This is a genomic window from Spiroplasma melliferum KC3 (genome assembly GCF_000236085.2).
Classification (GTDB): Bacteria; Bacillota_I; Bacilli_A; order Mycoplasmatales; family Mycoplasmataceae; genus Spiroplasma; species Spiroplasma melliferum.
Genome location: NZ_AGBZ02000004.1, coordinates 203106 through 222665, shown reverse-complemented (window position 1 = coordinate 222665; position 19560 = coordinate 203106). Strand labels below are relative to the sequence as shown.

Here is a 19560-nt window from a genome sequence, read left to right as displayed (position 1 = left end):
GTATGCAAGTTTATGTAACGCAATTTTGGACAATTCTTTAACTTCAAAATGAAAGATAACCGCTTGCATCATGGGAAAATATTTTAGTAAAAATAAAACCACAAAATCTTTTTTGTGGTTTAAAATTTAATTTGTAATTGGTAATAAAATATTTTTTATCCCTTCTTCAAAAGGGGTAATTTTAAATTGTGGAAAACATGTTTTGAATTTATCTGAGTTAAATAAATTATCAACTTTATAACGTGGTAACATTTCTAAAAGTTCTTTAACTTGGCTGTTAAAGTGACTTACAAATTTAAATTGCCATTCCTTAATTATTGAATAATGTAGTTTTCTATTCGTAACTTCACTGGCAATTTCTAAAATTTGTTTATATGTTAAACTTCGATCGCAGGGCAAATGTCAAGTTTGGTTATATGCATCTTTTGTATTACCAATTAAAGCCATCGCTTTGCTTGCATCGGGCGTTCAAATTAAAGTTCGTAACGTTTTTACCGTTATTGGAATTTTAATTTTTTTATGGCGTTTAATATTTTCAAACACCATAGAATTAGTAATACTCTGCGTGTGTCCAGGTCCATAAAATTCCGGGGCACGACATATAACGATATCAATTTCTTTTTTATCCATCGCTGCTAAAACCATATTAGTTAATTGCGCTCGCAAAACTGATTTTCTCCCTTTGGGCTCAAACGGTGTGTCCTCAAACTGTGTTTTAGTAGTTTTGGGATACATATAAGTATTATCAAAAAATACTAGTTTTGTATTATTTACTGTACAAGCTTTAAGCACATTTTGTACAATAACCGGAAACTGTTCTTCCATTAACTTTGCATTCATTGGTAAACCAACAGTAAAATAAACTATTTCGCTTCCTGCAATTGCATTAAGAGTGGAATTGTAATTAATCAAATCGGCTACCATAATTTGGTCTGTTTCATTTATCTTGACAGGTTTTCTACTTACCAATCTAATTTCTTTTGTATAGTTGTTATATAGTTCCTTTGCCAATTCATGACCAATTTGTCCATTACTTCCCAAGATTGTTTGCATTATTTAGTTCCCTAATAAGTAGCTTTGCAACTGATCGCACAGAAAATGGATTTTGTCCTGTAATTATATTGTTGTCAATCAAGGCATAATCTTTATAAAAACGTTTCTTATGTCAAATGGCACCACGACTTTTTGCAATTTTTTGATTTAAAAACGGTACTTGTTTTTTCTTTCCCGCTAAAATTTCTTCTGAGGTAGTAAAACCAGTGATTTTTTTACCAGCAATTATATAGTTTCCTTGATCATCTTTTAGATTTAATAAACCAGCAATTCCATGGCACACTGAAACTAAATAACCATTATTCATATAAATTTGTCTAGCTATTGCTTGAATTTCACTATTGTCTGGAAAATCTCACATTACACCATGCCCACCGGTATAGTAAATTGCACTATATTCATTTGGTTTTATTTCGTTGGGTTTTAATGTGTTTTGAATGCCCCTTTGTAAAAAATCTTTGTCTTCATATACATTTCAAATCGCTTCATCCATGTATTTCATGCTTCTAGGATCAAGGGGTACTAAACCACCGTTTGGACTCACAAAATCATATTTAATTCCATGTTTTTGTAATTCATCAACAAATTCTGCGCTTTCACCCAATCACAAGCCAGTAGCTTCATTGGTATTTTTATATCTATTTGTATTAGTTTCTACAATTAAAATTTTCTTCATTATTTTGTCCTCTCCTTATACATTATTTCACTTATCTTGGTTAAAAAACATTATAGTTTTCCAATTTCAGTTGTATCATTATACAAATAATAAAAATTTTTCGTGCCAACTGCATGAAATGAAACTATTTTAGCTTGTTTTAAAATTTTTAAATGGTGCGATATTGCAGGTCGCGAAAACCCCGTTGCTGCTATTAATTCTTCAACCTGAATTCCAACACAATCGTTTTCTTCTAATAAACAAATAATAATTGTTTGTCTTTTTTTGTCGTCAATTGCAATTAAAAACTTACTTATTTCATTTAATTCTAGCTACAGTTCGCTATATTTTGCCATGTAACCTCCAAAACAGTCATTTAATAGTTTAAATTATTAAACCATTAAATACCAAAAAAATCAATCTATTTTGGTATATAGTTAGAATAGGATGGAATAAAGTAAGTGTTTGTTTAAGAGCCATAAATTTAATGCTTTTTGGTATAAAAGCATTAACAAGACTTTGTCTTTTTATTTTTCCTAAACAATATTAAATACATTATAAGATTAACAATAAAAGACCCTAATAAAGAAAAACTATAAATAAAAATAATTAATTTTATTTTTAGTAATAGAATATTAAATCCAATTAATATAAATGGAATTAAATAAACTGTAAAATTTATTATACATGATTTTATTAATAAGAATTTTAATTTGCCAATCCCAATAAAAACAGCCTCAATCAATGTAGCTCAAGTATAAAAAAGATAAAATCAAATAACAATCGTCATAATTTGCATTGATTCGGTCATTTTTGTTTGATCATTATTAGTTAAAAACCTAGAAAAAGGAATTCATATTCCATAAACTATGCCTGCTTAAACAACAAATAAAAGAAATGAAAGTTTAAAATATTTAATAAATTTTTTATTAAGTTCCTTACTATTTATCCCCTCATCTACATTAATGGCAATTACAGCTTTAAATACTTCAACTAAAGCAATTATTGGTAATAAAATTCAATTTCAAATTAGTTGATTTGCTAATCAATATGAACCAGAAGCAGTTAATGAATTTAATGTTTTTGCAATTACTAATAAATAAAAAAAGTTATTAATTGCCGATGATAAAAAAGTAAAAATAAAATTAAGAAAAAAAAACTTTATTAAATTCTAATTTTGTTAATCGAAAAGTTTTAATATTTCAAAAAATTTTAAAACTAAAAAAGTTTGCAATAATTAATAAAGAAAAAACAAATAAAAATATATTGGTTAAAATACTACTTAATCCCAAACCAATATATGCATTTGGAAAAACATTTTCATTTACTAAAGTAAAATCTAAAATAATATAAATTATCATTTTACCTAGTAATAGAAAAAAGAACCATTTACTTTTACCAATATTTAATAAAAAGGCAGTAGAAATTAACAATAAAATTTCTGGAATTTTTGAATATAATTGCAAATTAAAAAATATTATTTGGTCATTATAATTATAACCATCAATAATTTTAATTAAATTATCAGTAAAAAAAGAAAAAAGAAAAATAATTCCTAAGTAAATCAAAAAAACAAATAAATAAATTTGACGAATTTTATTTAAGTCATTAATTTTATTATTTTTAATTTTTCCAAGAAAAAAGAACAATGGAAAAACAAAAGCTTCTTGAAGAATTTCAAGAATAGTATTGAGATATTCTCATTGGGCATAAGTATCTAATGACACATCCATATATTTTGTAATGATTATTGTACGAACTAAAATTCATATTGATGGAATTAAAGAATATAAGAAAAAACTTAAATATAAATTAGTTTCATTTTTATTTAATTTTATATCAAAAAATGATTTTAAATTCAAAGATTTTTTCATTCAGATTTAATCCAGTCGATACAGTTTAAATATCATTTTAATAATCAATCATTACCTTTAATTTGATAAGAATGTTTTTTCATTTCACTTTTTATAACCTTATAAATTCACCGTTTAAGATATTTAAGGTCTTTTTGATTATAATGTAAAGTGTTTTTAAAAATATTAGCTTCCTTTTTAATTTCACTAAAACTTTTATTATTTCCACCAAAATTTATTCATAATCAAAAAACATATGCTGGGTCTTGATATTTTGAACCAAGTTTAACATTATCTCAATCAACTATTTTTTTAATTTTTAAATCTTGCTTAAAAATAACATTAACCGGGCTTAAATCTCCATGGACAATATATTTATTTTTATATTTTAATTTTTGCAAATTTTGTAATACTAATAAAATACTTCTTAATTCTAATATACCAGTATCACCAATTTGAGTAAAAGTATATCCATCAATTAAATCATATGAAATATAATCTGGAAAAATAGTTATATTAGGAATATAATCATTATTACTTAATAATCAATTAATAATTTTTTTTGTTTTATTGTTTAATTTAATATATTTAAAAACTTTATTATAATTAACAATAATTTTTTGGTTAGACAAACCATTATATTTAAAATTTGTTGAAAAGTTTATTAAATTTTGTACCATATTAAAATCCTTTCGTAATTCTAAACATTTTTCTCCTAAAATTTAGATCACAATACTAATAACACTAAGATTTATTATTTATAAATTGGTTTCTGTTACGGCTAACAACACTGTTTTAATATGCTCAACTGGTTTAACTTTTCGTCATTCTTGAATAATCTTAAAATCATTGTCTAACAAAAAGGTACTTCGTTCAATTCCAAAATAAACATTATTAAACATTTTCTTTTCTTTTAAGACACTAAACATCTCACATAATTTAGAATCAATATCACATAACATGGGGAAACTAACATTATTATCATTTTGAAACTTAGTTTGTTTTTTTAAATTATCACGACTAATACCAATAACATTATAACCAGCAGTTAAAAACTTTTGATAATAACGATTATAAGCAATTGTTTCTAAAGTACAGCCTGGTGTTGCTGCTTTTGGAAAAAAATAAAAAATATAACCCTTTTCTTGCTGAAAATCAGTAATAAAATGTTCTTCCCCATCTGTAAACAAAAACTTCTCTTGTTTTAAATCCATTTTTAATAACCTCCATTAATAATAATAATAATAATAATAATAATAATAATAATAATAATAATAATAATAATAATAATAATAATAATAATATAAAAGACAATAATAATTAATTACTGTCTTTGAAAAAGTTGGATTAAATATTTTGTTACTTCTAACTTATTTTTTAAAATATTAAATGATAATTTTAAATCTAAAAAAATTAAATATAGTGAAATTTCCGTAATATCAAACTTATATTCTAAATCATTGATTTCCTTTGCAATATTAGCAATTTGCTCAGCAATAGTATCATACTCATCAAGAACAGCATTCGTTTTTAAACTTGCTCGTTCTTGTAATTCACTAAGATCTAAATTAATTGCTTGAATTATTGACATTAGTTCATTCAAAGTTTGTTCAATTTTTTCTTCACGCAAAGACATTTGCTCCACTTTATTTTCCATTTTTTATTTTCACCTACTTATAAATATAATATATCATAAAACTAAAAAAAGATTAGTTTTAATAATTAATTACTAATCCTTTAAAACGAGTAACTGAATTAATTGTTTCACGAATCCCTTGCACTCCCTGTCCAGAATCATGAATTCCTAAAAATGGGAATGAATCAGGCCCCCGTTGAGTACGACCATTAATGTTAACCGTTCCTGTTTCTAACTCATTAGCAATATTAAATGCTGCATTAATATCTTTTGTAAAAATACATGCCTGCAATTTAAAGTTTGATTTATTTGCTAAGGTAATCATTTCTTCAACATTTTTGCAACGAATAATTGGTAAGACTGGGCCAAATGGTTCTTCTCATGCTAATCGCATTTCTGGCGTAACATGGTCAATTAAAGTTGCACTAAGTAAATTATCTTTTCGTTGATTACCAAGTACTAATGTTGCTTTTTTTGCTAAAGCATCATCAATTAAACCTTGCACAAAATCTGCAGCTTTTAAATCAATTACTGGAATAATTGCTTTATTATCTAATGGCGAACCTACTTCTAACTTGCCAACTTCTATTTTTAACAATTGTACTAATTCAGCAGCAATTGTTTCATCTACTAATACTCGCTTAATTGCTGTACAACGTTGCCCAGAATAAGCATAAGCACCAGCAACAATTTCTTTTACCGCTTTTGCTAAATCAGCATCTTTTAATACTAAAGCTGGATCTTTTCCCCCTAATTCTAATACTAAGTCTTTTCCATGCCCTAATTTGCGAATATGATTCCCAACGGCAACTGACCCAGTAAATGAAATAACATTAATTTCAGGATTTAAAACTAATAAATCTCCAATATCACGTCCACGACCAGTTACAACATTAAAAACACCTTTTGGAAAACCAACTTCAAAAGCTAACTTTGCCATATATAATCCGGTTAAACTACCATTTGTTGCTGGCTTAAAAACAACAGTATTACCAACAACTAAGCTTGGTGCAATTTTTGCAATACTTAAATTGACGGGATAATTAAATGGTGAAATTGCTAAAACAACACCTTTAGGAACACGAGAAAAAATACCTATTTTATTTTTAACATTTCAACCATCACCAGTTAATGTTTCTGGAAAAACTCGTTTTGCTTCTTCAATCGTATAATCAATATATTCAATACTACGTTCAACTTCAATTTGACCATCTTTTAAACTTTTTCCAACTTCATGGGCCATAATTTTCGCAAGTTCTGTTTTATGACTTTCTAATAATTTTGCTCATTTTTGCAAATAACTAATTCGTTCAAATAAAGTTAATTTTGCTCATGCTTTTTGTGAATGTCGAGCCCCCTTAAAAGCTTCATTTATTTCTTTTTCTTTTAGAGCTGGAACACGACCATATGGCTTATTATTAATTGGTGAAATTATTTCTAATCAATCCCCATTATTGATTAATTCACCATTAATTAATGCATTTAATTCCAAATTCATTTTTAGCGCCTCTTTTCTGTTTGCATTATTCTACTTATATTTTATGCTTTTTTAAAATTATTAAAAGATACTTTCCATATTTAAATTATTGTTTATAATAAAATGTTTTAATATTGTTAATGCCCGATCACTATATGCTAAATATTTTTCATTTTTGCTTTTAAAATGTTGTTCAAAGGCAGGGATAATTCCAAAATTTGCTTTCATCGGTTGAAAATTAGTTTTTGAAGCATTAACAATATAATTCACTAATGCTCCCATCATTGTTTCAGGTGGAAATGTTAACATTGATTTCTTATTTAAAAATCTTGTAATATTTAATGCACTAATAATTCCTGTGGCCGCTGATTCAACATATCCCTCAACACCAATAATTTGACCAGCAAAAAAGATATTATGATGTTTTTTTACTTGTAAAAATTGATTTAATAAAATTGGCGAATTAATAAAATTATTCTTATGAATAACACCATATCGAACAATTTGGGCATTTGCTAAGCCTGGAATCATTCTAATAAGACGTTGTTGTTCAGGAAACTTTAGATTAGTTTGAAAACCAACTAAATTATATAAAGTATCAATTGCATCATCTTGACGTAATTGCACCACAGCATATGGGCGGTTACCACTTGAGGTTTCTAGACCAACTGGCTTTAATGATCCAAACAATAATGACTTAATACCCCGTTTTGCCATTACCTCAATTGGCATACACCCTTCAAAATAAATTTCTTTTTCAAAATCATGTAAGGCCACTGTTTCTGCTGTAATTAATGCTTGAACTCATAATTCAAATTCATCCTTACTCATTGGACAATTAATATAATCTTTGCTATCGCCTTGATCATAACGTGATTTATAATATACTTTAGTAAAATCAATACTATCTTTTGTAATAATTGGCGCTGCTGCATCATAAAAATAAAAATATTCTTGACCCAATAATGCTTGAATGGTAGTTTGAAATTTTGATGTTGTTAATGGTCCAGAAGCAATCAATGTAATTGCCTTATCATCAATAGTTGTTACCTCTTGGTCAATTAAAGTCACATTTGAATTATTTGTTAATCACGTTGTAATATATTCTGAAAACTGATGACGATCAACTGCTAATGCTCCACCAGCTGGAACACGACTTGCATACGCTGCTTTAATAATTAATGAATCAAATGCTAACATTTCTTGTTTTAATAAACCGATACCATTCGTTAAACTTTCACTACGTAATGAATTTGAACAAACCAATTCCGCAAATGAATTTTGTTTTTGTACTGGATTTTTTATTAACCGTTTAGTTTCATACAAGTTAACCTTAAAACCTCTCCGCGCTAATTGATAAGCTGCCTCGGTCCCCGCTAATCCAGCACCAATAATGTTAATTGTTGGAATTGTCATTTGTTATTTTTCCTTTTAATTGTTGATATTGTTCTAAATATTGGGCATATTTTTCTTCTTCAAGTTTAATCTTTTCAGCATTTGCCTTTGCTAAAAAATTTGGATTATTTAAAATGTTTTTGCTTCGTTTTAGTTCTTGTTCTAGGCGAGTTAATTCCGCATTGATTTTTTGGTGCTCAATTGTTTCATCAACAATATCATTCAATCCAACTTCTAAAATAACATTCGTTAATGGAATTGTTGCATATTTTTGGTTTTGATCTTTTTGGTGAAGCACACCCATAATTTTACTATTAACCATTTTTAAAATAAATTCATTAATTAATGAAATAACATTTGTAGTAATGTTATTCTTACTACTTGCTTGATCAAATCAAATTTCAATAATATGTTCTTTTTTAATTTGATAATTGCTTCGCAATTCGCGGATTGCAGCAACAATTTCCGTTACTAAATTTAAATAATCAACATTATAATTAAAATTAATTTTTGGATAAACTTCTAACATAATTGATTCTTTTAAATTTAATTTTTGATAAATTTCTTCCGTTACAAATGGAATAAATGGATGTAACATAATTAAAATTTGTTTTAAAACATAAAACAATGTTTGAGTTGATACCATTTTAATTGTTGCATTATTACTTTGCAAATTAACTTTTGTTAATTCAATATATCATGAGCAAAACTTATTTCATACAAAATCATACAAATCTTTTCCAACTAAAACAAATTCATATTTTTCCATATTAGTTTGTACTTTAGTAATTGTTTTTGCTAATTCTGATAAAATTCATTGGTCAATAGCATTTTCTTGATGGTTTAATAATAAGTTTTTAATTTCTATTTCAAAATTAACCAATGGTTTAAAATTATTTGCTAAATTCATTTCAACATAACGAGCAGCATTTCATAACTTATTAATAAAATTTCAAGCACTATTAACTTTTTCTAACGAAAAACGTAAATCTTGTCCTGGGGCACTATTTGTAACTAAAAAATAACGTAATGTATCTGCACCATATTCTTTAATAACATCCATCGGGTCAATCCCATTCCCTAATGACTTACTCATTTTTCGCCCTTCTTCATCCCGAATTAAACCATGAATTAAAACATCATTAAATGGTTTTTCCTTCGTAAATTCTAATGATTCAAACATCATTCTTGAAACTCAAAAGAAAATAATATCATAACCAGTTACCAAAACATTAGTTGGAAAATAGCGTTGAAATAATGTTTTATCTCAATTTCATCCTAAACTTGTCATTGGCCATAATGCTGATGAAAATCAAGTATCTAAAACATCTGCATCTTGAATTCAATTTTTACTATTATCTGGTGGAGTTAAACCGACATGAATTTTTGTTGAATCATCTTTATGATATCATGCTGGAATTTGATGTCCCCATCATAGTTGCCGTGAAATACATCAATCTTGAACATTTTTCATTCAATTAATTAATGTTATATTAAAGCGAGATGGATAAAATTGAATTTTATTTGTTGATGATTGAAATTTAATAATTTTTTCAGCAAAATATTCCATTTTAACAAATCATTGGTCTGACAAATATGGTTCAACAATAGCACCACTTCGTTCTGAAAAACCAACTTGGTGAGAATAATCTTTAATTTCAACAATTAACTTTTGTTGATTTAAATCATGCACTAAATTTTGACGAGCAGTAAAACGATCTTGGTTATGATATTTCCCAGCTAATTCGTTCATTGTTCCATCTAAGTTCATACAAATTGGCATCGCTAACTGATGACGCAAAGCAATTTCAAAATCATTAGCATCATGTGCTGGTGTACATTTCATTGCTCCCGTTCCAAAATCTTGTTCAACATAATCATCACAAATAATAGGAAGTAATTCACCGTTTGCGGGATTTACTACCTTTTTATTTCAATATTTGCGATAACGATTATCATTTGGATTAACAACAACACATTGATCAGCAAACATTGTTTCTGGACGCGTTGTTGCAATGGTCAAAAACTCACTTGTGCTATTCTCTAAAAAATATTTAAAGTAATACATTTTACCTTGTTGTTCTTGATAAATAACTTCAATATTTGATAAAGCGGTTTTTTGCACGGGATCTCATGAAATAATTCGTTTACCACGATAAATTAATCCTTTTTGGTATAAATCAATAAAAACTTTTTGCACTGCCACTGATAAATTATTATTTAACGTAAATTGTTCGCGTGAATAATCTAATGCTAAACCTAATTTAGCTCATTGCTCACGAATAATTTCAGCATATTCTTCCTTTCATGCTCAAACTTGTTCAATAAACTTTTCTCGTCCTAAATCATGTCGTAAAATATTTTTTGTTACACGCAAACGTTCTTCTACTTTTGCCTGGGTAGCAATTCCCGCATGATCCATTCCTGGTAAATATAAAGTATCAAATCCTAGTAATTTTTTATAACGAATAATCAAGTCTTGCAATGTTGTATCTCATGCATGACCTAAATGCAATTTCCCTGTCACATTTGGGGGTGGAATAACAATACTAAAACTTGGTTGTTTACTTTTAACATCCGCGGTAAAATAACCTTTTTTCTTCCAAAATTGATATTTTCCTGTTTCGACCAAGATATGATCATATTTCTTTGTTAATTCTTTTCCCATTTTTGTTTCCTTTCTAAATAAAAACTCCTATTATTTAAATAAAATAATAGGAGCAATTATTATCTAATAATTACGGTACCATCCTTTTTTTAATAAGTATCACTTATTACCTTAATTAAAATATCAAGTTAAAATATTTAGCAACCTTCATTAAAACAATAGATTAATTTCACACCACCACAATTAACTCTCTGAACTATCCTTTTAATTACTCCTCTAATATTTATGGTTTTATTATAATTCTTTTTCAATTAATTGCAACTATTTTTTGTTTCTCCAAACAATATTATTCTAAAGTAAAAATAAAAGTTATGATTAACTTTTATTTTTACTTTTTTTTAGTTTTGTTTCTTCTGCACTTTTAATATTATTGTTTCAATCTTTATACATAAAAAAGATAAATCCTCCAAATAAAACAAGAAATAACACAATAATAATAGTCAATGTAATAATTAATCAAGTTGCCATTGCTTAGTTCTCCAATCCTTCTTGTCATATTCCAATTGGTACTGGTTTAATTTGATATTTTTTTAAAACAGTAACCGACAAAACACTACATCCTAACGGAATAATAATTCCTAATAAGACTGCTAATACTGATAATCATCAAGGTTTTGATAGCCCCGAACTAATAAAGGCATAAAACATAAAGACACTATTAACTGCTAATAATAATGGTGTTAAATACGAAATAGCAAATTTATATGTTTTACCAATTTTAATTCATGAGTGTGCATTATTATATGCAATCATTATTGGTAACTTTTTGTAAATATGAACAAATAAAATAATTTCAACTAAAGCCATCACCAGCATGTTAACACTACCAGCTAAAGCTTGGAATGAGTAAAGTAACTGATTAGTATCTTTAAACATCAATACTAAACCAATTGTTGCCATTAATATCATTAAAATAATAATGACATACTTTTCCTTTACCTTGTAATTTGAAAAAATTCCATTTATAACAACTTCAATCATTGCAATAATACTACTTAATCCAGCAAATAATAGTGCTGTAAAAAATAAAATTCCTAAAAAGTTTCCAAAACCAACAAAGGTTTGTTTATTAATAACATTAAAAGTTTGTGGAAAGACATTAAAAATAAAACTAGAACCACCATCCTTTGGAAAAGCTTCATCAATTGCGTTGGTATAATCATCAATCGTAATTAATCCCGGATTTTGTTCATGAACTAAAATTCCTGCTGAACCAAAAACCATAATTAATGTTAAAAGCGAAATTGCTAAAACTCCAAATGATAAAATATATGCTTTATTCGTATTATCCTGTGTTTTTGGCGCTGCACCAGCAAATAACATCATAAATCCTGATCCGACGCAAACAGTAAACACACCTAATCCAAAGGCATCACTTCATACTTGCAAGTTGCCAAAGGAACTTAAAGTTTTTTCCGTTGGCATTAAAACTGTTCCTAGTCCTTGTAATGCTCCTGGAATTGTTAAAACATAAATTGCTAAAACTAATAAAATAACAAATAAGACTGGAATAAAAATAACATTCGCTTTTTCAATTCCTTTTGCTCGAAACATCACAATTGTCCCAGCAATAATAACAATCGCAATAAAGGCTAAGTATGCTAATCATTGAAAATTAGCATTACCGGTCACACCAATTCCACCAGGATTTAAAATATTATTATCAAACCATAACGGTGTATTAATTGACGATGTAAAATTTAGTATTAATGAAATTAAAACATAACCAATTAATACAGTATAGTAGTTAGCGACAATAAACATAAAAGCTGATTCAAACCAACCGATAAATCTACTTGCTTTGGGGTTTTCTTCATCAAAAATATTAATTAACGATTTACGACGCATATTACCAATGTTGAATTCCAAAATTAATAACGGAATCCCACAAGTAATAATTGCCAAAATATATAAAACAAAAAAGGCTAAACCTCCATTTTGTTTTAATAAGGTGGGGAACCCCCATACATTACCAAGTCCAATTGCTGCACCCAATGTGGAGACAATAAAACCAAACTTGCTAACATGCTTCTTTTTTTTCATTTTCTTTAATTCCTTTCTTTTAAAAATAAAAAACAATTACTAATAAATTATTAATAATTGTTCTTAACTAATGAGATTTCTTTTGTTTAATAAAAAGATCTCGTTGCATTACTTTATCAAATTTTTCTTATTATTAATTCTGTATCTAAAAAATTGAATAATAGTTTTATAGTTTAGAAAACTAATTCTGAAACAACTATCACCGTGTTCAGAAATCATCGTGCACCAAATACTCCTGCAAATACTTGATGCACATTTAAGAAAAATATTGATAGGGAGATGCCTTCCCTGTTTGGGAATGACATTCTCCATCGCTTATATTAATAATTTTTCCAATAACTGGGTAAAAATAAAATTTTCAAAGATCTCGTTGTTGATAAATGTTTGTTATTGTCATCTTATTTTGATATTTTATAAAAGATAAGAAATAAACAATCATCACAATTGGGCCTATGATATAAATATATTGAATTGGTAAAATAACACTAAAAAAACTAAACCCGATTAAAATGGCAAACAATAATTGATAATAAACTTGTCAAACTTTTCAAGTTTTTTTATTGCAAATCATTCTAATCCTCCTTTTAATAGATATATTATAACCATAAAAAAATACTAATTCTACTTTTTTTCAAAAAATTAGTATTTTTTATTTATTTAACTTGTTTTTGATAAACTGATGCTTTTGTTTTATTTCGTCCAAATTTTTCAAACTTAACAATTCCATCAATTAAGGCAAATAAGGTATCATCACCACCACGCCCAACATTTGCTCCTGGGTGAACTTTTGTTCCACGTTGACGATAAATGATTGATCCTGCTCTAATTGTTTGGCCATCAGCTCTTTTTGCACCTAATCGTTTTGAATGTGAATCACGACCATTTTTAGTCGATCCTACTCCTTTTTTTGAAGCAAATAACTGTAAACCTAATGCGAACTTCATCATTATTCTTCAACCTCCTTTACACTAATAAATTTTTGATATTGCTGATAAATTGTTAAAAATTGATAATAAATTGTTTGTAACACAACTTGTAAGTCAGCACTATTATTTTTTACTGTAATAATAATTAATCCTTCCTTCACAATGAATTGACAACTATTTGATTTAATTTGATCAATTGCATTTAAGCCACCAGTTGCAATTCCTGTTATTGCGGCACAAACAAGGTCTTTACCATATTCAGCTGCTTTAGCATGACCAGTAATTTCAATTTTCTTAATTTTTTGTTCAGTTTTAGTAATTATAATCTTAATCATAATGTTTTACTTGTCACTTTGTTTTGTTTTTGATGCTGGTTTTTTTGCTGATGTTGTTGATGAACTTTTAGCTGCTGGCTTTGCCGCAGTTGTTGATTTTGCTGCTGGCTTTGCCGCTACTGGTTTTTTATCACCTGAAGAAACTGTTTTTGTTGTTACTTTTTTTTCCGTTGTTACTGGTTTTTTATCAGCAACAGGTTTTACAGTTGATTTTGCAGCAGTTGTTGTTTTTGCTACCACAGGTTTAGTTTTGGCATCTGTTGTTGTTCCTTTAGCAGAACTTGATAACAAAATTTGATCAATTTTAACTTTTGTATATGGTTGACGATGCCCATATTTTTTATGTTGTGTTTTCTTTGGTTTATAATGGAAAACAACAATTTTCTTTTGTTTTCCTTGTTTTAAAATTGTTCCTGTTACTGATGCCCCTTTAATAAAAGGAGTTCCTACTTCGCCATCAATCATTAAAATTTCAGTGAAATTAACTTTTTCACCTTCATTACCATTTAACATTTCAACAAATATTTCATCACCTTGAGAAACACGAAGTTGTTTCCCCCCAGTTTTAATTATTGCAAACATTTTTACACCTCCAGTTTAGACTCGCCTTGTAAGTAGATAAGTATTGCATATCCTTTAGGTACTTAAAAGTCAAAGAGCGGTTGAAACTGAAACAACCATAATTAATTATATCGTTATCTTAAAAAAATTCAATAAATTTTATGTTTTTCTTAAAAATTAATTATTCTTCAGATTGTAACACAAGTTCTTCTTTTTTATTACAAGTACAACATTCTTCACAACTATCGCATATTTTACAATCTGGATCTAAATCATTAATTTTATTGCATTTTTTTCCACAATCACAAGTGATTTCACGATATGTCCCCATAATGTTTATATACGTTCCCATTTCTTTGCACTCCAATCTTTTTGTTAATTTTATTCTTCTTTTATTATTACTACATATCTTTTTTTATTATCGACTATATGTTTCATCTTCCTCACCTTGTTCAACAATAAATTTTGAATTCGTTTGTTTTAATTTTTTGCTATCTTCTGGTAAAAAGTTATTAACCTCATTAAATATTTTCTTATATTCATTAGCATACTCTTGATTATATCCTTTATTATTTTCAATATTTTTATTTCTTACATTAAATATTGGTTCTAATGCTTCAGCATCAATTTCAGCATTAATCCCACTATTCACATAGGTTTCTAAGGTTTCATCAATATGGTCAAAAATTTTAGTTGATATTTTAGTAGTTTCATTTTTATTAAAACCAAGTTTTTTTAAAAATGTATTAAGTTCTTTTTTAACTGCTTTATAACTTCTTTTAAAGGTAGATTTTATTTCTGAAATAAATTTCATATTAAATTTCCTTTTTTTATATAATCAAAGTAATTTATTTTAAAAATATTACTAATATTTTTAAAATCATCTACATTATGCTTGATTTTACAATTTTTATTATAAAGTGTCAATAAGATATGATAAAGAAAGAATTGGAATAGTAACCTTTTAATTAAATTTATTTTGAAAATCAACAGATTTTAATATTAGTTTCCTTAAAAACACGATATAATATATATAATTTAAGGTGGATGAAAAAATGAAACAAAAAAAGTATCGACAGAATCCTAAAATTAAGCGAATGTTCCGAATTAAAGGTGAATATGAGGCAACAAAATTAGCACAAAATTTTGTCCGTTACATGACCAATCCCTTTCAAGATAAACGCATTCGAAATGAATTAATTGATACTGAAAATGAAATTTATATGACTGATATTAGCAATGATGATGATAAAACATATACTATTGCAATTAGTACCCAATTAGATTACCAAGAAGATGCTGAACGTGTAAAAGAGTTAGTAAAAGACTATGTTGATAATGACTTAGATTTTTTATGATATACAATTGGCGAACAAATTGATGAAAAAGAACAAGCTTTTTTTGAATCATTAGGATTTATTCAAAATGAAATCTTAGTTGGAATGGTCCTTGATTTAACAAAATGAAAAAAAGTAAAATTAAAAGTTGATAAAAATCTTAAATTCCGACGTGTTAATGATAATAAACGATTAACTGATTTTAGTAAAATTCTTGAAAGTGCAATGGGACCAAAAAGTTGAGATTATGCATTTTATAAAACTTTATTAAAATTAAATAAAAATAAAGATACTGCTGAAATTGATTTATTATATAAAAATGATCTTCCTGCAGCAACTGGAAATATTTACTTTGAAAAAGATATTGCAATTATTGATGATATTTCAACTCATCAAAATTTTCGCCGACAAGGATTAGCAAAACTAATGATGAATCACTTAATTAATCGTGTTTATAATCAGGGTTACGACTTAGTTGGATTGATTGCAACGTCACAAGGATATAATGTTTATCGCAAATTAGGATTTCGTCCAATTAATTTATATTTAAGTGAATACATCACAAAAACAAAAATCACTAATTTAAGTCAAATTGCCACAAAAATTAGTCGTGGTAAAATTAAACATCTCCAAACATTAAATCAAACAGCAATTAATAATATGGTAAATAATTTTAGTTGTAAAAAATGTAATAAAGAAATCACTGATAATAAATATTTAATGGCTTTCAAAGGATTAAGTGATTTTGCTATTAATAATTATCACCAAAATTGTTATAGTTTTTCAACAAAAGATAAATGAGTAATTTTAGTTGAAAAAGATAATAATAATTAAATTTACCCTATAATAAATAATTTTCAATAAAATAGGCACATAAAAAACAATTTTATGTGCCTATTTTTGGTATTAAAACCTTGTTATTTTTTTTGTTGATGTTTTACTTTTAAAACTTTTTTAGTTCGTAAATCTTCTTGATATTCACTAAAATATGGATCAGGTTCATCCACTAATTTATTCCGATATTTTTTTCAGTAGTAAACTAAAATTGGAATAATAATTGCTGCTGAAATTAAATCATTTAAACCAATAAAGATATAATAGAAAATTGGATTTCCAGTTGCTTGACTAACCCCAAAACCAATTCCAATTAATGGTAAAATTACGACAATTGAACGTAAACTACTTGTAAATGTTGCTAAAAATGAACGATTAATTCCTTGGAACAACGTTAAAGCAATATAAGTTAACGAACAAAATGGATAAGTCATAAAGTTTAAAACAATTCATCAACGATATTTAATCGCATATTTTTCAGGAAAAGCAAATAGCATCATCATATCTTTTCCAAAAATAATAAAGACAATTAACATTAAACAAAATCAAATAATAATTAATAAACTAACACGTTTTAAAACTTCTCAAATTCGAGCATTCTTTTTCGCACCATAATTATAAGCAATAATACTACGAGCACCTTGTGTAACACCAACCCCAGCCGATAATACTAATGTCATTCATGGCACAATTGAAGAATAAAGTTCTTGTAAAACAGCAACCCCATTATGATATTCTTGGTTTGGTAATTGAACAACAAGAGATGTCGCAACATAAGATGTAACTACTAAAGCAGCATTATTAATAAAATTTGGTAGCCCTGCTTTAGTAAAATTAGCAATATTTTTTCCTTCAATTTGGAATAAATCATTTCAGTAAAATTTTGAATAACTATTTTTTGTTTTAAAAACAATAATAAATCCTCAGATTACTTGTACTGTTCAAGAAAAGACTGTACCTAACATTGCTCCTGACATACCAAGATGACAAACTTTCATAAAGAAAATTGCTGCTGCAGCATTAATTAATAATGAACTTAAAATCATAATTATTACTCATTTCATTCGTCCTTCACTACGAATTAATGACATAAAATAATAACTTAAAAACATCATTGGCGCGGCCGCTAACATTGGAAATGAATATTCCCAACATAAACTTTCTGTAATTGGATTATAATGTTTTCCCATTTGAGAAGTAATAAAAATAGCATTTCATCCTGGAAACACAATACAAAAAATTGCAAATGCTACCATTATTGAAAAAAGAACTGTTAATGAAAAACCATTTCCCGCAATCCGGCGCATACTTGGAATATCCCGTTGCCCATAAGCAATTGAAAAATTCATTGCACAACCCATTCCAATCATAATACTAAATGACCATTGTAAATTATATGTTTGTGAAGCATATTGAGTTGCAACATTAATAAATGACCGCATATCCGCTAAAGGAATTTCTGTAACATTAATATTTTTTAACCGATTATATGCATCAATATAAAATTGGTCATGAATTAAATCAGGTGCGGCAAATGATAACGCTAAACTTTTATCAACAATATTATACAGCCCTTGTACAATCATTAAAAAAACAGTTGGAACACAAAAGTAGGCTATTGTTTTTCAAGGTTTTTCAAACCGTAATTTTTTTTCACGAACCGTTAAAACTTCTGACAAATTAATTTCCCTCCCCTCAATAAAAAAATAAAAAAACCTTACGATGTAAAGTAATTTTGAAACTACATTAATAATCTTCGTTATAATTATAGCTCAAAAAAAATTATTTTACTAAGGTTTTTTAACATTAATTACTTAATGCACTTGCTTTACCAAAATTTTTATTAACTGAAAAAACAACACGATCGTAAATTTCTGTAATATTTGTTACAAATGGTTTAATCGTAATTAAGATAACTTTTTCCTCAAAAGCACGATAAGCAATATCTTTAATTTGCGCATTACCATTTTCTAAATGTAAAATTAAACCATCAGCTAATTTTTCAATTACTGGAAGATTTAATTTTTTTACAACATTTTCTAAACTTGCTAGCATTGGTTTTTCCATTACGGTAAATTGATAATAATTTTGACTAGAATTAATAACAGCGCCTGAAAACACAACCTTACCATAATTTAGAATTGTAATCTCATCGGCTAAATCTTGTAATTCAGTTAAAATATGTGAACAAATTAAAATTGTTTTACCTTGATTTTTAACTTTAATTAAATCATTGAATAATTCTTGACGAGCAGTTGGATCTAAATTAGCAGCTGGTTCATCTAAAATTAATACCTTTGGATCAGCGATTAATGCTTGTGCTAACAAGACCTTTTTCTTCATTCCTGATGAAAATGTATTAGGATTTTTAGTTCGAAATTTTCATAAATTTAGATTTTCTAAAATTTCCTTTGCTTTTATTTTTGCTTCTTTATACTTAACATCTCGTAAATAACTCATTTCAATTAAATATTTATAAACATTTAAGTGCTTTGGAAATCGAGCATTTTCAGGTATATATCCAATCAGTTTCTTTGCTGCTGGTGAATTAGATTTTAAACCATTAATACTAAAATTACCACTTGTTGGAATAATGGCCCCAACTAATGATTTAATTGTTGTGGTTTTCCCAGAACCATTTGGCCCAATAAAACCATGAATTTTCCCTTTTGCAACATTCATATCAATATCATCAACAGCTACAAATTTTTTAAATTTTTTTGTAAATCCATGAATCTCAATTGCTAAATCAGGATTTGGTGTAAAATTACTTTTTTTTGTTTTCAT

Annotated in this window: 21 protein-coding genes and 1 pseudogene; 2 read left to right on the top strand and 20 right to left on the bottom strand. The window is 27.0% G+C overall.

The annotated features are described in order from the left end of the window. Window positions 1-126: 126 nt before the first annotated feature. The 3 genes from SPM_RS05390 to SPM_RS06995 are packed head-to-tail and all read right to left on the bottom strand — an operon-like array spanning window position 127 to window position 2034. Window positions 127-1053: an NAD-dependent epimerase/dehydratase family protein gene (locus SPM_RS05390; RefSeq protein WP_004028608.1), complete on the bottom strand. Its 927-nt coding sequence runs from the start codon at window positions 1051-1053 to the stop codon at window positions 127-129. Further along, window positions 1031-1729, bottom strand: coding sequence for a type 1 glutamine amidotransferase domain-containing protein (locus tag SPM_RS05385; RefSeq protein ID WP_004028607.1), 699 nt, complete (start codon window positions 1727-1729; stop codon window positions 1031-1033). The genes SPM_RS05390 and SPM_RS05385 overlap by 23 nt, the downstream gene beginning before the upstream one ends. A 50-nt stretch (window positions 1730-1779) precedes the next feature. Continuing rightward, window positions 1780-2034 carry an ArsR/SmtB family transcription factor gene (locus SPM_RS06995; RefSeq protein ID WP_101519225.1) on the bottom strand — a complete coding sequence of 85 codons (255 nt, stop codon included), beginning with the start codon at window positions 2032-2034 and terminating at the stop codon, window positions 1780-1782. Window positions 2035-2673: 639 nt separating this feature from the next. Between SPM_RS06995 and SPM_RS06580 the strand changes: the two genes are divergently transcribed. After that, the gene (locus SPM_RS06580) at window positions 2674-2811 is read left to right on the top strand and encodes a hypothetical protein (RefSeq protein ID WP_004028605.1); all 138 of its coding nucleotides are present in this window, start codon (window positions 2674-2676) and stop codon (window positions 2809-2811) included. A 42-nt stretch (window positions 2812-2853) separates the two neighbouring features. Here SPM_RS06580 and SPM_RS05380 read toward each other — a convergent pair whose 3' ends face one another. From SPM_RS05380 to SPM_RS05320, 15 genes and pseudogenes are all read right to left on the bottom strand, one after another. Continuing rightward, window positions 2854-3582, bottom strand: coding sequence for a hypothetical protein (locus tag SPM_RS05380; protein ID WP_004028604.1), 729 nt, complete (start codon window positions 3580-3582; stop codon window positions 2854-2856). Further along, a complete protein-coding gene (locus SPM_RS05375; protein WP_004028603.1) occupies window positions 3561-4241 on the bottom strand; it encodes a phosphotransferase in 681 nt (226 codons plus the stop codon). The genes SPM_RS05380 and SPM_RS05375 overlap by 22 nt, the downstream gene beginning before the upstream one ends. A gap of 78 nt (window positions 4242-4319) precedes the next feature. Next, window positions 4320-4775: a peroxiredoxin gene (locus SPM_RS05370; protein ID WP_004028602.1), complete on the bottom strand. Its 456-nt coding sequence runs from the start codon at window positions 4773-4775 to the stop codon at window positions 4320-4322. Window positions 4776-4885: 110 nt separating this feature from the next. Continuing rightward, on the bottom strand, window positions 4886-5218 hold the full coding sequence (locus SPM_RS05365) for a hypothetical protein (protein WP_004028601.1): 333 nt from the start codon (window positions 5216-5218) through the stop codon (window positions 4886-4888). A gap of 58 nt (window positions 5219-5276) precedes the next feature. Further along, window positions 5277-6695: an NADP-dependent glyceraldehyde-3-phosphate dehydrogenase gene (locus tag SPM_RS05360; protein ID WP_004028600.1), complete on the bottom strand. Its 1419-nt coding sequence runs from the start codon at window positions 6693-6695 to the stop codon at window positions 5277-5279. 60 nt (window positions 6696-6755) lie between these two features. Beyond that, window positions 6756-8090: a methylenetetrahydrofolate--tRNA-(uracil(54)-C(5))-methyltransferase (FADH(2)-oxidizing) TrmFO gene (trmFO, locus tag SPM_RS05355; RefSeq protein WP_004028599.1), complete on the bottom strand. Its 1335-nt coding sequence runs from the start codon at window positions 8088-8090 to the stop codon at window positions 6756-6758. Further along, complete coding sequence (locus SPM_RS05350; RefSeq protein ID WP_004028598.1) at window positions 8071-10737, bottom strand: valine--tRNA ligase; 2667 nt, start codon at window positions 10735-10737, stop codon at window positions 8071-8073. Before SPM_RS05350 ends, trmFO begins: the two co-directional genes overlap by 20 nt. A gap of 315 nt (window positions 10738-11052) precedes the next feature. Further along, window positions 11053-11205 carry a hypothetical protein gene (locus tag SPM_RS06575; RefSeq protein ID WP_004028597.1) on the bottom strand — a complete coding sequence of 51 codons (153 nt, stop codon included), beginning with the start codon at window positions 11203-11205 and terminating at the stop codon, window positions 11053-11055. Window positions 11206-11208: 3 nt separating this feature from the next. Continuing rightward, window positions 11209-12780, bottom strand: coding sequence for a sodium-dependent transporter (locus SPM_RS05345; protein WP_004028595.1), 1572 nt, complete (start codon window positions 12778-12780; stop codon window positions 11209-11211). Window positions 12781-13036: 256 nt separating this feature from the next. Further along, on the bottom strand, window positions 13037-13351 hold the full coding sequence (locus SPM_RS05340; protein WP_004028593.1) for a hypothetical protein: 315 nt from the start codon (window positions 13349-13351) through the stop codon (window positions 13037-13039). An 82-nt stretch (window positions 13352-13433) separates the two neighbouring features. Next, window positions 13434-13724, bottom strand: a complete 291-nt coding sequence (rpmA, locus tag SPM_RS05335; RefSeq protein ID WP_037551448.1) for a 50S ribosomal protein L27 — start codon at window positions 13722-13724, stop codon at window positions 13434-13436. 2 nt (window positions 13725-13726) lie between these two features. Then, entirely contained in the window at window positions 13727-14041 is a 315-nt protein-coding gene (locus SPM_RS05330; RefSeq protein ID WP_004028591.1) for a ribosomal-processing cysteine protease Prp, read from the bottom strand. Between the two features lie 291 nt (window positions 14042-14332). Next, window positions 14333-14623, bottom strand: a pseudogene (gene rplU / locus SPM_RS06865) (50S ribosomal protein L21); the annotation flags it as partial. A 160-nt stretch (window positions 14624-14783) separates the two neighbouring features. Beyond that, window positions 14784-14954, bottom strand: coding sequence for a hypothetical protein (locus SPM_RS06690; protein ID WP_004028589.1), 171 nt, complete (start codon window positions 14952-14954; stop codon window positions 14784-14786). A 66-nt stretch (window positions 14955-15020) separates the two neighbouring features. Then, window positions 15021-15416, bottom strand: coding sequence for a hypothetical protein (locus SPM_RS05320; RefSeq protein WP_004028588.1), 396 nt, complete (start codon window positions 15414-15416; stop codon window positions 15021-15023). Window positions 15417-15657: 241 nt separating this feature from the next. Here SPM_RS05320 and SPM_RS05315 point away from each other — a divergent pair, with 241 nt between their 5' ends. Beyond that, window positions 15658-16773: a GNAT family N-acetyltransferase gene (locus SPM_RS05315; RefSeq protein ID WP_004028587.1), complete on the top strand. Its 1116-nt coding sequence runs from the start codon at window positions 15658-15660 to the stop codon at window positions 16771-16773. An 83-nt stretch (window positions 16774-16856) separates the two neighbouring features. Here the strand turns inward: SPM_RS05315 and SPM_RS05310 are convergent, their stop codons facing one another. Then, a complete protein-coding gene (locus SPM_RS05310; protein ID WP_004028586.1) occupies window positions 16857-18452 on the bottom strand; it encodes an MATE family efflux transporter in 1596 nt (531 codons plus the stop codon). A 127-nt stretch (window positions 18453-18579) separates the two neighbouring features. Beyond that, the gene (locus SPM_RS05305; protein WP_004028585.1) at window positions 18580-19560 is read right to left on the bottom strand and encodes an ABC transporter ATP-binding protein; all 981 of its coding nucleotides are present in this window, start codon (window positions 19558-19560) and stop codon (window positions 18580-18582) included.